Annotated in this window: 12 protein-coding genes; 3 read left to right on the top strand and 9 right to left on the bottom strand. The window is 72.5% G+C overall.

Annotated features, from left to right (window positions below):
* The first annotated feature begins 71 nt into the window (after window positions 1–71).
* Entirely contained in the window at window positions 72–710 is a 639-nt protein-coding gene (locus ABEB03_RS40720) for a helix-turn-helix transcriptional regulator (RefSeq protein ID WP_345658069.1), read from the top strand.
* On the opposite strand, the gene ABEB03_RS45515 is transcribed toward ABEB03_RS40720, so the two are convergent.
* The 9 genes from ABEB03_RS45515 to ABEB03_RS40680 form a co-directional block, all read right to left on the bottom strand.
* Window positions 686–790, bottom strand: a complete 105-nt coding sequence (locus ABEB03_RS45515) for a DUF6893 family small protein (protein ID WP_425589369.1) — start codon at window positions 788–790, stop codon at window positions 686–688. The two genes, ABEB03_RS40720 and ABEB03_RS45515, sit on opposite strands and share 25 nt — an antisense overlap.
* 18 nt (window positions 791–808) lie before the next feature.
* On the bottom strand, window positions 809–1,330 hold the full coding sequence (locus ABEB03_RS40715) for a hydrogenase maturation protease (protein WP_345658068.1): 522 nt from the start codon (window positions 1,328–1,330) through the stop codon (window positions 809–811).
* The gene (locus ABEB03_RS40710) at window positions 1,327–2,850 is read right to left on the bottom strand and encodes a hypothetical protein (protein ID WP_345658067.1); all 1,524 of its coding nucleotides are present in this window, start codon (window positions 2,848–2,850) and stop codon (window positions 1,327–1,329) included. The genes ABEB03_RS40715 and ABEB03_RS40710 overlap by 4 nt, the downstream gene beginning before the upstream one ends.
* Before the next feature lies 1 nt (window position 2,851).
* Window positions 2,852–3,493, bottom strand: a complete 642-nt coding sequence (locus ABEB03_RS40705) for a DUF6084 family protein (protein ID WP_345658066.1) — start codon at window positions 3,491–3,493, stop codon at window positions 2,852–2,854.
* Window positions 3,490–4,194 carry a DUF5947 family protein gene (locus ABEB03_RS40700; RefSeq protein ID WP_345658065.1) on the bottom strand — a complete coding sequence of 235 codons (705 nt, stop codon included), beginning with the start codon at window positions 4,192–4,194 and terminating at the stop codon, window positions 3,490–3,492. The genes ABEB03_RS40705 and ABEB03_RS40700 overlap by 4 nt, the downstream gene beginning before the upstream one ends.
* Window positions 4,191–5,099 carry a NifU family protein gene (locus tag ABEB03_RS40695; protein WP_345658064.1) on the bottom strand — a complete coding sequence of 303 codons (909 nt, stop codon included), beginning with the start codon at window positions 5,097–5,099 and terminating at the stop codon, window positions 4,191–4,193. The genes ABEB03_RS40700 and ABEB03_RS40695 overlap by 4 nt, the downstream gene beginning before the upstream one ends.
* Before the next feature lie 22 nt (window positions 5,100–5,121).
* Window positions 5,122–6,903: a nickel-dependent hydrogenase large subunit gene (locus ABEB03_RS40690; protein WP_345658063.1), complete on the bottom strand. Its 1,782-nt coding sequence runs from the start codon at window positions 6,901–6,903 to the stop codon at window positions 5,122–5,124.
* A 50-nt stretch (window positions 6,904–6,953) separates the two neighbouring features.
* Window positions 6,954–8,036, bottom strand: a complete 1,083-nt coding sequence (locus ABEB03_RS40685; RefSeq protein WP_345658062.1) for an NADH-quinone oxidoreductase subunit B family protein — start codon at window positions 8,034–8,036, stop codon at window positions 6,954–6,956.
* Between the two features lie 157 nt (window positions 8,037–8,193).
* Complete coding sequence (locus ABEB03_RS40680) at window positions 8,194–8,859, bottom strand: SDR family NAD(P)-dependent oxidoreductase (RefSeq protein WP_345658060.1); 666 nt, start codon at window positions 8,857–8,859, stop codon at window positions 8,194–8,196.
* A 225-nt stretch (window positions 8,860–9,084) separates the two neighbouring features.
* Here ABEB03_RS40680 and ABEB03_RS40675 point away from each other — a divergent pair, with 225 nt between their 5' ends.
* Window positions 9,085–11,754, top strand: a complete 2,670-nt coding sequence (locus ABEB03_RS40675; RefSeq protein ID WP_345658059.1) for a LuxR C-terminal-related transcriptional regulator — start codon at window positions 9,085–9,087, stop codon at window positions 11,752–11,754.
* A gap of 263 nt (window positions 11,755–12,017) precedes the next feature.
* Entirely contained in the window at window positions 12,018–13,664 is a 1,647-nt protein-coding gene (locus ABEB03_RS40670) for an MFS transporter (RefSeq protein ID WP_345658058.1), read from the top strand.
* Window positions 13,665–13,674: the final 10 nt, after the last annotated feature.

Raw genomic sequence — 13,674 nt, 5'->3', positions numbered from 1 at the left:
GTCCGTGCGCGGGGCGGCCGCGCGCTCTGCGAAATTGTGGGTCGCGCCCGGCTGGCTAGGCTGAGAGGACCATGACTGGGCATGACGTCGAACGGCGCGCTCTGCTCACCCCGGTGCTTCTCCTGCTCCTGGCCGAGCGTCAAGGCCACGGCTACGAGCTGGTGCAACGCCTGGGTGGATTCGGCTGCGCCGACACCGATCCGGCACACGTGTACCGGCTGCTGCGCGGCATGGAGAGCAGCGGCGAGGTCACCTCGCGCTGGCACGCCTCCGCGAGCGGTCCCGCCCGCCGTGTCTACGCGATCACCCAGCAGGGTGCGATGGACCTCGCGCTGTGGTTCGTGCGCCTGGGGGAGTTGCACAGCACCCTCCACCTCTTCCTCGAACGGTATGTGCAGCTTGAGGACGTCGGCGGCCGGGACGGGCGCGGTGGCACCCCCGGCCCCGCCGCGCGCCGGCCGTCCGCCGACGCGTCCGGGTCCGGTACCGGCCGGCGGGCGCCGGGTGCGGGCGGTCCCGGGGCGGCGGCCGACGGACGCGCGCGAGGCGCACGGGGCGCCGAGGGGCCCCGGCCCGCCGATGGTGCCCGGCCCGTCGACGGTGCGCGGCCCGCCGGGCCCCGGCCCGTCGACGGATCGCGACCCACCGACGGACAGTTGCGGGAGACCGAGGCGCTGATCCGGGATCACATGCGCCGTATGCGCAGGTAACGGCGCATGTCCGGCAGGTTCCTGGCGACTCCGTAGGCCAGCACGAGGCCCGCGGCGACGCCCACCCATGTCCATTCCATGGTTGCCTCCATCGTTCGTCAGCTTCTCTGGGGTACGGAGGTGTCGCGGCGCACCAGGTCGAGCACCAGGTCCGCGGCGGTCTCCACCGCCTCGGCCACCGGCGCGGTCAGACCCATGCCCTCGTCCGTGGCACGCGGTTCGCAGCCGATGACGTACACCGCCTCGGGGAGGGTGCCGCCCGCACCGGCGTGCAGGTCGTGCAGCAGCGCCAGGACACTCGCGGGGTCCATGGCGTGACTGTCCATCGGCGTGGACGGGGCGGCGGGCGGCTCGGGCCCGACGTCGACGGTGTACAGCGTGCCGGGCCGGCCGCCACGGCTGACGGCGTCCACGAGTACGAGGGTGTGATAGCCCTCCAGCAGGCGGTACGCGAGGTGCACGCCCCGGATACCGGCGTCCATGAGCTCGGTGCCGGGCGGCAGTTCACCGGCGCGGTCCGCGAGACGCCGGATCGTCTCCACGCCGAATCCGTCGTCCTGAAGGAACACGTTGCCGACTCCCGCCACCAGGATCCGGCGTGTCCTGTCCGGCTCGGTCATGGTGCCTCCTCCTCCAGCGGGGCCACCTCGTCGGGCCGGAAGTACAGGAAGCGGCCCTGCGCGCGGCGCAGATCGGTGCCCGGGTCGTCGTCCACGACCACCGCGAGATGCGTCTCGCCGTCGAGGTCTCCGACGACCGCCTCGACCGTGGCACGCCGGCCGAAGAGGAACTCGTCCTGGGCGTCCGAGCGCCGGGCGCCCGGTGTGAGCAGCACCCTGCTTCCGGGGCGCACGGTCCGGCCGTCGACGACGACGGCGGCCGGTGCCTCCTCCTCGGCGGCGGGGTCCTGCGCGGGGTCCCACCAAGGGTGTCCCGGGCCGTCCGGCAGGGTCGGGCCGGTCGCGGCGGGAGAGAACCCCGGTTCCGCCGGCGCCGGGTACGGATCGGCGGCCCCGGAGCTCGCACCGGCCGCCGCGAGGCCCGGCCCGGCCCGCGCGGGGACCGGTCCGGCCGGGGCGAATCCTTCGGGACCGGGTTCCCCCGTGACCTCGCGCAGACCGCGGATCGCCCCGTGCAGCCGCTCCTGTACCGCCTGCGGCATGCTGTCGACCAGGTCGACGACCTCGGCGGCACGCGCGTCCGTGCCCCGTGCCTCGCGCTTCTCCCGCTCGGTGAGCGCGGCCGTGCGCAGCGAGAGGATCTCGTCGATCTCGGTGGCGTCGTACAGCGGGCCCGGACTCTCGTCGGCGAGGGCCGGATGGTCCTCCAGGATGATCGGCGAGGAGAGCATGATCTCCTCCGCGCCGGGCGGCCCCGCCAGCACCGGCCAGGTGTGGTCGTTGTGGCACTCCGCGACGGCAGGGCGGGCCCACTCCGGCGGGTCCGTCATCGACAGGAACCGCCCGCCGGGCACGCCGAGCAGCAGATGGGTGCCGATCATGCTGTGGGCGAGTGCCTCCGTACGGTCGGCGACGTCGGCGTCCGTGGTGTTGTGCACGGCGACCGTGAGCCGCAACACCCGGTAGGGCCCCGGGAGTTCCTCGACGAGGGGGCGCAGCTCGCCGGACAGCCGCTCGCGGTGCCGGACGAGCCGGCCCACGGTCCGGCCCTCGGAGTCCGTGACGGGCTCGCGCTCGGTGGCGGGCGGCAGGTCGAACTTCACCACGCGCGCCGCCGCTTGAGGCTCCGTCAGCTCGTCGAACGGCGCGTGGATCAGGACGCGTTCCTCGTGGCCCTCGTCCCAGGGGACCAGCACCCGGTCGGGCAGCTCCAGTTCGGCCACCTCCGTGTAGCGGCCGTCGGACCCGAGCCGTTCGACCGTGCGCCGCCGCACGTGCAGGAAGCGCAGCTCGGCGTGGAGCCGGTCGCCGGCCCGGGGCTCCAGCAGGACCTCGGTGCGCTGGACGGCGTGCTCCCCGCCGGTGGCGGCCCAGGCGGGCGGCACCAGGACGCCGAACTGCCAGCGCAGTTGGTTCTTGGCGGACGAGGCGCGGTACGGGTACAGGACGTACCCCTCGAACAGGACGGCGTCGGCGACCGCGCGGGCCTGTCCGAAGCCGTCCTCCAGAGGATTGCGCATCTCAGTCGCCCCCCTTCGCGTCGGCGGTGGCGAGAAGTTCCTCGAAGACCTGCTCCCAGGACGGCAGAGCACGTGCCGAGCGGTAGCGCCGCAGGGCTTCCAGCACGTCCTGGCGGATCCGCAGCCAGCCCGTGTGCGGGAAGTACTGCTCGATCATGCTCCGCCACACGTCCACCGGCATCAGGAAGGACGTCTCCTTGTGCCAGGGGATGGGCTCGGCGCGGAAGCCGTCGCGGCCGGTGAAGACCGTGCCGGAGAAGAGCAGGAGCAGCGGGACCTCGCCCCGCGAGAGCGCCCGGAAGTACGACGCCGACGCGACCTCCGTGTCGTAGGTGCAGGGCACCGGGAGGTCGACGTGCGTCGTGCCCGTGAAGCCCGGCACCGTGATCGAGGCGTGGGCGAACTGGAGCGGTTTGAGGGTGCTGCTCCAGCGGTCGGGCTCACCGAACAGGTCGCCCAGCATGCCGACTTCCTCCGGTTCGTACTGGCGCCGGGCCGGCTCGATACGGATCTGGCAGCGCAGGGCGATGGCGTGCACCGGCTGGTGGTCGGCCTCCTCGATCCGCAGCCCGAACAGCAGGGTGGGCCCGGCGCCGAACGGCTCCGGCCGTACGCCGGTGCACTGGAACTGGAGGTCCGTCATGGTGCGCCCCCGGTCTCCGGGGGCGGGTCGCCGGGCTCCGAGGATGACGGGGCTTCGGGCTCCGGGGGTGACGGGGCGCCGGGGGAGCCGGTGTCCAGGGGCCTGGCCGCGGCCGCGATCCGGCCGAAGAACGCGTCGATGTCCGCGCGTGCCTCCGCGCCGCCGTCGAACCCCTTCCAGTGCAGCCGCATCCGGCCGACGAGCTCGTAACAGACGTCGACCGGCACGAGGGTGCAGGTCACCGGGCCGCCGCGCTCGTAGCGCAGCAGCAGCGCCTCCACGTCGGGTTCGAGCAGGGCGGTCAGAGGGGTGCGGCCGAGCACCGCGTCCCAGGTCTGCGGATCGAGTTCACTCTCGGTCGCGCCCGCGGGACTCGGATAGAAGGCCGCGAGCCGGTCGACGGCGGAGTTGCGGAAGAAGAAGGCGAGCCCCACGGGGATCTGGAGCCGGGTCCAGTCGCCCTCGTCGAGGGCGAAGTCCGGGTCGGTGAGGTACCGGTCGGGGACGGCGCGGAAGCGGCCGAGTCCCGCGCCGGGCCGGGTGAAGAGAAGATGGCACGGCGGGCAGGCGCACTTGAGGGACCGCCGGGTCGTGTCGACGATATGGCGGTGCTCGGCGGGCAGCGGCTCCCCGCACAGGTCGCACCGTTCCCCGGGGGGCGGCGGCCGGCGGGTGAACTGCCGCAGCACGTCGGCGGTCACGGCCCCGCCCCCAGCAGTTCACCGGGCAGCGCCACCCGCACCGATCCGCTCTCCTCCAGCAGCGGTACCGGCTCCAGGTGTCCCAGTGCGCCGCGGCCCGCCGTCCGGACGTCGAACTCCGCGGCGCACTGCGAGCAGCGCAGCCGTTCGCCGTCGAGGGCCGCGTCGGCGAGGCCCGTGCCGCAGGCCGGACAACGGTCGCGGTAGGCGTAGAGCTGTCCCGGCAGCCGCACCAGCAGCAGGGCCTGCCCGGCCACCCGCGTCGCACGGGTGGCCCGGTCGTGCGCGGGCAGGGCCTGCGGGCCCACGGTGTACCAGTGCGCCGGGCCGTCCGCGGCGGGGGAGAGGGGGCCGCCGGGAGCGTCGTCCGGGCGGTGCGGAAGGATCTGCAGCAGGGGCGCCTCGTGGGTGTCCTCGGTCATCCCTTCGACCTCGATGTGCGCGATCTCGGGGGCGGTCCGGGCGATCGCCTCCTCGATGGTCCAGCGCACGGTCTGGGTGGAGGACGGGCAGCCCTCGCAGCTGCCGCGCAGCCGGAGCCGCAGTGTCGGCCCGTCCGCCCCCTCCGGGTCGAGCCCCGCGACCTCTACGTCGCCGGCGTGCGAACCGAGGTAGGGCCGCACCTTGTCGAGCGCACGGCCCACCCGGGTGAGGGTGTCCTCCGGGTGCAGGTCGTGCAGGATCAGCAGGTCGCTGACGAGCTCGTCGGCGGTGAGGACGGCGAGGGGATCCGCGCCGTCCGGTGCGGAGCGCAGCAGCCGTACCGTCCGCGCGAGGCCCTCGCCGTAGAACTCCACGACGCAGCGCACGAGTTCGTCCGCGGTGTCACGCGCCTCGGGTCCCGCCTGCCGCGCCAGTTCGTCGAGGAGCGCGGCGATCCGCTCACCCGTTTCCTGTCCGGCCATCGGATCCCCTCTCCTCGGAAGGTCAGACGGCCAGGCCGCTCAGCCCCGTCGGCATGTGCGTCTGCTGGACGGTCCGGCCGCCGCCGACGTACATGTGCACGCCGCACGGCAGACACGGGTCGAAGCTGCGGACGGCCCGCATGATGTCGATGCCCTTGAAGTTCTCGGGCGGGTTCTCCTCGAAGATGGGCGTGTTCTGCACCGCGTCCTCGTACGGGCCCGGTGTGCCGTAGCTGTCGCGCACACTGGCGTTCCACGGAGTCGGCGGGTACGGGTGGTAGTTCGCGATCTTGCCGTCCCTGATCACCATGTGGTGGGAGAGCACTCCGCGGACCGCCTCGGTGAAGCCGCAGCCGATCGACTCGTCCGGCACGTCGAACTTCTCCCAGGTCTGGGTCCGTCCCGCGCGCACCTCCTCCAGCGCCTGCTCGGCGAAGTGGAGGGCCGCGGCGGCGGAGTACGCCTGGAAGTAGGTCCGGGCGCGGTTGCGTTCGATGGCGTTGCTCCACTGCGGGATCCGCCACTCCAGCGACATCTCCGGCTTGGTCATCGTCCGCGGCAGGTTGATCTGCACGCTGTGGCCGGTGGCCTTGATGTAGCCGATGTCGACGAGTCCGGACAGGGCCGTGGACCACAGCCGGGCGAGCGGGCCGCCGCCGGTGTCGAGGGCGAGGTAGTCGGTGCCGTCGAACCAGCGCGGCGACATGACCCAGCTGTACTTGTCATCGAAGTCGCGCTTCTGCGGCGCGGGCACGGTGTGCTGGTTCCACGGGTGCCGCTCGTCGATCGGGTTGCCCAGGGGGTCCTGCTCGACGAACTTCTCCATGCCCGCCCAGTCCTCGTAGTAGGAGCTGCCGAGCAGGATGCGGATGCCGAGGTTGATGTCGACGAGGCTGTTGGTGACCAGGTTGCCGTCCACGATGACGCCGGGGGTGACGAACATCCGCCGGCCCCAGTCCTCCATGCTCGCGTACCGGAAGTCGCAGTGCTCGGGGTCGTTCAGCGAGCCCCAGCAGCCCAGCAGCACACGGCGCTTGCCGACCTCCTCGTAACCGGGCAGTGCTTCGTAGAAGAAGTCGAAGAGGTCGTCGTGGAGCGGGACGACGCGCTTCATGAACTCCACGTAGCGGGTGAGCCGGGTGAGGTAGTCGGTGAACAACTGCACGGTGGCGACGGTGCCGACGCCTCCGGGATACAGGGTGGAGGGGTGCACGTGGCGGCCCTCCATCAGACAGAACATCTCGCGCGTGTAGCGGCTCACCTGGAGCGCCTCACGGTAGAACTCGCCCTCCAGCGGGTTGAGCGAGCGCATGATGTCGGCGATGGTGCGGTAGCCGTGATCGGCCGCGTGCGGGGCTTCGGTGCGCTCGGCGAGTTCGAGCACGCCGGGATTGGTCTCGCGGACCATCCGCTCGCAGTAGTCCACGCCGACCAGGTTCTCCTGGAAGATGTTGTGGTCGAACATGTACTCCGCGGCCTCGCCGAGATTGATGATCCACTCGCCGAGGTGCGGGGGCGCGACGCCGTAGGCCATGTTCTGGGTGTAGACGGAGCAGGTGGCGTGGTTGTCGCCGCAGATGCCGCAGATCCGGCTGGTGATGAAGTGCGCGTCCCGCGGGTCCTTGCCGCGCATGAACACGCTGTAGCCGCGGAAGACGGACGAGGTGCTGTAACACTCCGCGACGCGCTTCGCGGCGAAATCGATCTTCGTGTGGATGCCGAGACTGCCCACGATGCGGGTGATCGGGTCCCACGACATCTCCATCAGGCCGTCACCGGCCGGCTTGTTCGTCGCCGTCGCCATGGTGCCGTGCCGCCTTCCTGTCGGGTGTCTTCCTCAGCGGGGAACCGGTGTCACCACGGGGCCTTGTAGCCGGTCGTGAGCTTCTCGCCCTTGCCGCGCCACTTCGGTTCCTTCTCGACGGTCTTCTCCGTGATGTGCCTGAGCCGTCGGACGACCGAGCCGTAGATGCCGCTCGCCGTCGCCGACACATGGCCGCCCGGCGGCTCGTCCATGAAGGGCATGAACTTGTCGGGGAAGCCGGGCATGGTGCACGCGATGCAGATGCCGCCCACGTTCGGGCAGCCGCCCACGCCGTTGATCCAGCCGCGCTTGGGCACGTTGCACTTCACCACCGGGCCCCAGCAGCCGAGTTTGACCAGACACTCGGGAGAGCCGTACTCGGTGGCGAACTGGCCCTGCTCGTAGTAGCCGGCCCGGTCGCAGCCCTCGTGGACCGTGGCGCCGAACAGCCAGGACGGCCGCAGCTCCTCGTCCAGGGGGATCATGGGGGCCGCGCCCGCCGCCTGGTAGAGCAGGTAGAGCAGGGTCTCGGAGGCGTTGTCGGGGTGCACGGGGCAGCCCGGGACGCACACGATCGGGATGCCCGCCTTGGACTTCCACTCCCAGCCCAGGTAGTCCGGGACGCCCATCGCCCCGGTGGGGTTGCCCGCCATCGCGTGGATGCCGCCGTACGTCGCACAGGTGCCGATCGCCACGACGGCCAGCGCCTTGGGCGTCAGCCGGTCCAGCCACTCACTGGTGGTGATCGGCTGGCCCGTCTCCGGGTCGTCGCCGAAGCCGCACCAGTACCCCTCGGGCTTGACCCGCTCGTTGGGGATCGAGCCCTCGACGACGAGGACGAAGGGCTCCAGCTCACCGCGGTCGGCCTTGAAGAACCAGTCGACGAAGTTGTCGGCACCCTGCACCGGGCCGCACTCGAAGTCGATCAGGGGCCAGTGCACCGCGATCTTGGGCAGCCCGGGCAGGGCGCCCAGTGCCAGCTCCTCGATGCTCGGCTGGCTCGCGGCGGTCAGCGAGACGGAGTCCCCGTCGCAGCTCAGCCCCGCGTTGATCCAGAGGATGTGTACGGTCGGCTCTTCCTGTACGTCGTCCCGCGGGGCGGCGTCTGCCGTTGTGGCGGTCGGGGCGTCCATGAGCCCTCCTAAAGATCAACGCATTTCAGGCATCACTGGCCAAACTGCCTCTTCCATGGTGACGGCGTGGTCGCCTCGCCGGTAAGTGCGCGGCGGCCCTATCGGCCCGCCGCACATGCCCGGCTCGGGCCCCCGCAGCGGGGGCCCGAGCCGGGCATCAGGAATCCAGGTCGTCGGCGAAGTGCCGGAAACCGTGCCGCTCATGATGCAGACGCCACAGGGTGTCCGCGAGCACGGTCGGATCCTTGCGATGGTGCCCCGGGACGATCGCGCCCGGGATGATCAGCTGCGCCACGTGGATGCCCTCGGGCGCGAGCGTGTCGTGCAGCAGCCGCGCGTACGCGCCCTCGGCGGCGAACGCGATCGACGTGCCCGCCCGCTCGGCATGCGGGACCACGGCGGATCCGCCGTTGACGAACAGGACGGTCCCGCTCCCGAGCGCGCGCATGCCGGGAAGCACCTGCCGGACGGCGGTGACCGGTCCGTACAGCGAGAACTCGATCGGCCCGACGAGGTCCTCGGGCCCGGTGTCCAGCACCGGTCGCATGAAGTCGCGGTGCGGAACCGGGCTGTACTGGAGGATCTCGATCGGTCCCAGCATCGCGGTCGCCGCGTCCAGGGCGGCCGCCAGGGCCTTCGGATCGCGTACGTCGGCGGCGAAGCCGCGGGCACGCACGCCGTCGGCCGCGAGTCGGTCGGCCAGCGCGTCGAGTCGGCCCTGGTCGCGCGAGACGAGGGCGACGTCGTACCCCTCCCGGCCGAACCGCCGTGCGACGGCGACGCCGAGACCGGGGCCGGCTCCGATGATGGCGATGGTGGTCATGGTTCCCAGCGTTCCCTACGACGCGGACGAGGACCAGCGCGCCCGTCGCGGTGCCCGGCCACGGACGCGTCGGCGCCCCGGCGTGCCCACTGCCGGACGGCGTCCGGTGCCGGGCCGCTGCCGTGTGTGTCCGGCCGACCGCGCGGCGCGCGGGTGCGGCGGAAAGCTGGGATCCTGAGGGGGGTATCGCTGCCCATGCCCTGACGGACGGTGGTGGTGAGCGCCATGGCTGCGATCGACGAGGAGGGGGCGGGGTCCGGCATTCCGTGTGTCGATCCCCTGGGTGACCCGTTCCTTCGGACACGGTTCGCCCTCCCGGCGAGACCCGACACGTTCCTGCGGCGGCAGCGCCTCGTCAACCACCTCGACCAGGCCCTGCTGACCCCCCTGACGATGGTCAACGGAGCCGCGGGCTCGGGCAAGACCCTGCTGGTGGCCGACTGGGCCGCAGGCCTGGGCCAGCCGGTCGCCTGGCTCACCAACGACTCCGCGGACCAGCGGCGCGGCGTGTTCTGGGCCTACCTGCTCCAGGCCCTGCGCGTCTCGGGGGTTCCGGTGCCCGCGGAGGTCGGCTTCCCCGCCGACGCGAGCCGCGTGGACCACACCCTGCTGGCTCGCCTCGCCGCAGGTCTCAGCGGTCGCGACCGGCCCGCGATCGTCGTGCTCGACGAGTACGACCGCGTCACCGACCCGGAGATCGCGGACCAGCTGGAATTCGTCCTGCACCACGCCGGGCCCGGCATGCGTCTGCTCATCGTCACCCGCACCGAACCGCTGCTGCCGCTGCACCGCTACCGGGCGGCCGGCGACCTGACCGAGATCCGCGACGCGGAACTCGCCTTCACCCCCGAAGAGGCGTCCGAACTCCTCGAGGTGCACGGCCTGAGCCTGCCCGTGGACGCCGCGGCCTCCCTCGTGGACCGCACCCGGGGCTGGGCCGCAGGGTTGCGCCTGTGTGCCCTGGCCGCCCAGGAGAGCCCCGATCCGGTCGTCTACCTGAAGGAGTTCGAGGCCGGGCGCAGTACGGTCGCCGACTACCTGCTGGCCGAGGTGCTCAAGCGGCAGACGGAGGAGACCCAGGACCTCCTGCTGCGCGTCAGCGTCCTCAAACGCTTCTGCCCCGACCTGGCGAACGCGCTGACCGGGCGGACCGACGCCGAACCCATCCTGGCCGAACTGCACCGCGAGAACGCGTTCGTCGAGGACCTCGGGCACTCCTGGTACCGGCTCCACCCCCTGTTCGGGGAGATCCTCCGCGCCCATCTGCGGGTGCGCTCGCCCGGACTCGAACCCGAACTGCACCGGAGCGCCGCACAGTGGCTGCGCCACTCCGGGTCCCTCCAGGAGACCCTCGCGCACGGCGCCGCTGCGGGCGACTGGGAGTTCACCGCGCGGGCCCTCGTCGAGGACCTGGCGATCGGGCAGCTGTTCACCGGCCTGAGCTCCGACGGCCTGGACGAACTGTTCTCACGGATGGGACCGGAGGCCACCAGCGCGGCCACCGACCTCGTACGGGCGGCCCGTGACCTGTCCCAGTGCGACCTCGACCGAGGTCTGGTCCACCTGCATCACGCCGAGGAGGCCCTCGCCGCCGACATGCCCGATCTGGCGGCGGCCCAGCTGAGCCGAGCCCTGCTGGAAGCCCTGGTCGCCCGGCTGACCGGCTCGCCGGTACGTGCCGAGAAGGCGGCGGAGATCGCGGAGGAATGGCGGCACGAAGTCCCCGCCCACCTCGTGGACAAGCACCCCGAACTGGCCGCCCTGCTCCTCACCCACCTGGGCGCCACACGGTTGTGGGCCGGCCGCTTCGAGGACGCGCGGGCCGCCCTGACCACGGTGGCCGGGAGCACCGGCGGGGCGTCCACGGCCCTCCCCAGGGAGGAGTCCCTGTGCCACCTGGCACTGATCGACTACCTGGACGGCTGGATCGGCAGAGCGGAACGCAAGGCACTGGAGGCCGCGACGGACACCGAGCGGTTCGGGCTGTCCCGGCCGTCGGCGTCCGGCATGGGCCGGCTGGTCCTGGCCGCCGTGGCCGTCGACCGCAACGAACTCGCGCAGGCCCAGGCCCTTCTCGACGAGGCGGCCGAATCCCGTCCCCCGCGGGAGGACCCCGTGATGGCGGCGGGCCGGGCCATGGTCACGGCACGCCTGCTGCTGGCCCGCGGCAATCCGCGGGCCGCCCTGGAAGCGTCGGGACCGGCCGTCGCCGCCGACGTGCTGTCCCCGTGGGCCGAGGGCCACGCCGCGCTCGTCGCCTCCGCCGCGCACCTGGCCGAGGGCAGACCGGAGACCGCGGCGCGGGTGCTGCGGCAGGCGCCCGACGGCCAGCCCGCCTGCGCCGTGGAGGCGGCGCGGGTCCAGCTCGCCGTGGGTGACCCGGGCGCGGCGCTCGACATGCTCGACGGCCTGCACACGGAGGGCCGCACCGGTCCCGCGGTGACCGTCCGCGCCACTCTGGTGCGCGCACAGGCCGCCCAGGCGGCCGGAGACGTCGACACCGCCCGCAGACTGGTGGCCCAGGCGCTGTTCAAGGCCCGCCGCGAACGGCTGCGGCGCCCCTTCCTCGAAGCCGGACCCTGGGTACGGCGCCTGATGGAGTCCGCTCCGCTCCAGGAACTGTCGGCCGGCTGGCTCACGGCCGCCGCGTCGCGCCCCGGTGAGCCGCCGAGACCCGAACCCGCGCCCTCCTCGGTGGTCGTGGAGGAACTGAGCGCCCGTGAGCTAGATGTCCTCCGGCGGCTGGCACAGATGATGTCGACGGAGGAGATCGCCGCCGACCTGTTCGTGTCCGTCAACACGGTGAAGACCCACCTCAAGAGCGTCTACCGCAAGCTGGCCGTCAACCGGCGCGGCGAGGCCGTGCGCCGGGCCCGCGAACTGCGTCTGCTGTGAAGCGGGGGTCCGCCGCCGCGGACCTGGCGGCGGGGGCCGGGGTCGGTCTCGCGGTGGTGCGCGCCGGTGGGTGGCGGATGCCGGATCCGCCCTCGCGGTTCCGCCGCAGGTGGGCGACGACGAGCCGGGCGCCGCACCGTCGCCCGCGGCGGGTGAGGCGGCGGGCGCGTTCTTCCGGTGCGATGGGAGCGCGGCACGGTACGCACCGGCCGCCGCCCGGCCCGCTCTGCGGAGTCCCGGGCCGAGTCGGTGAGGTGGACACAGTGAGACGCTGGCGGGCGCTGATCGTGCTGGGGACGGCCCAGTTCCTCATGGTCCTGGACACCTCCGTCATGAACGTGTCCATCAGCCGGCTGGTCGAGGACTTCGACACCGAGGTCACCGCCATCCAGGCGGTGATCACCCTCTACGCGCTGGTCATGGCCGCCTTCATGATCATCGGCGGCAGGTTCGGCGACATCCTGGGCCGCCGCCGCGTCTTCGTCATCGGCATGGTCGTCTACGGGACGGGTTCGGCCCTGACCGCCCTGGCACCCACCCTGTGGGTCCTCGCGCTCGGCTGGTCGATCATCGAGGGCCTGGGCGCCGCCCTGGTGCTGCCCGCCATGGCGGCCCTCGTCGCGGCCTCCTACCGCGGCGCCGACCGCGCCGTCGCGTACGGGGTCATCGGAGGGCTCGCCGGGGCGGGCATCGCGATCGGCCCGCTCCTCGGCGGCTGGGTGACGACGTACCTCACCTGGCGCCTCGTCTTCGCCGGTGAGGTCGTGGTCGTCGCGGCCGTCCTGTGCACCTACCGGGTCATCACCGAGCCCGCCCCGAGCGGCCACCGGCCCCGGCTGGACGGCGTCGGCGCCGCGCTGTCGGCGGCCGGGCTTGCACTCGGCGTCCTGGGGGTGCTGCAGAGCAGTTCCTGGGGCTGGGTGCAGCCCCGCAACCCGCCCTTCACCGTCCTCGGATTCGCCCCGACGCTGTTCGTCGTCGGAGCAGGGGTGGCCGTCCTGGCGGTCTTCGTCCGCTGGGAGCGGCACCGGGACGCACTCGGACTCGACCCGCTCATGCACCTCGCGCTGCTGCGCCGCCCCGTGCTGCGCGCCGGTCTGCTCACGCTGCTGAGCCAGAACCTGATCCTCCTGGGACTCTTCTTCACCATCCCGCTCTACCTCCAGGTGGTGCAGGGTTTCGACGCCTTCGAGACCGGGCTGCGCCTGCTCCCGGTGTCCGTCACCATGCTGGTGGCCTCCCTGTGCGGCTCACCGCTGGCACGGGTGGCGGGACCGCGCATGGTGGTCCGGCTGGCGCTGACGACGTTGGCGGCTGCCATCGTCTGGCTGCTGGCCACCATCGACCCGGCCATCGACGACGCCCAGTTCGCCTGGGCCATGGCCGTGCTGGGTGTGGGGATGGGCCTGCTCGCGTCGCAACTCGGCAACGTCGTCCAGTCCAGCGCCGGAGAGGAGGAACGCAGCGAGGTCGGCGGACTCCAGTTCACCGCCCAGAACCTCGGGTCGGCGCTCGGCACCGCGCTCATCGGCTCGATCCTCATCGGTGCCCTGGCGCACGCCTTCACCACACAGGTGCAGGAGAATCCGCGGCTGTCCGACGAGGCCCGCCGGCAGACCGGCGTCGCTCTCGAAGCCGGGGTCAACTTCGTCTCCACCGCCCAGGCGCACGCGGCGGCCGAGGACGCCGGGCTGCCGCCCGGCCAGGTCGACGCGGTCACGGACTCGTACGCCTCGGCGCAGCTGGACGGCCTTCGGGCGGCGATCCTCGCCACCGGGGGCATCACGCTGGCCAGTTTCCTCGTCACCCCGCACCTGCCCGCCGGACGGTCCGGCAGCGCGCGGGACGCCGGTGCTTCCCGCCGTCCGCGGCAGCACGACGACGGCGCTCCGCCCGACGCCCCGAGCTGATGCCCACGGG

Source organism: Streptomyces siamensis, from assembly GCF_039543605.1.
Classification (GTDB): Bacteria; Actinomycetota; Actinomycetes; order Streptomycetales; family Streptomycetaceae; genus Streptomyces; species Streptomyces siamensis.
The sequence above is the reverse complement of the archived record's forward strand: the minus strand, read 5'-3'. Positions and strand labels throughout refer to the sequence as shown.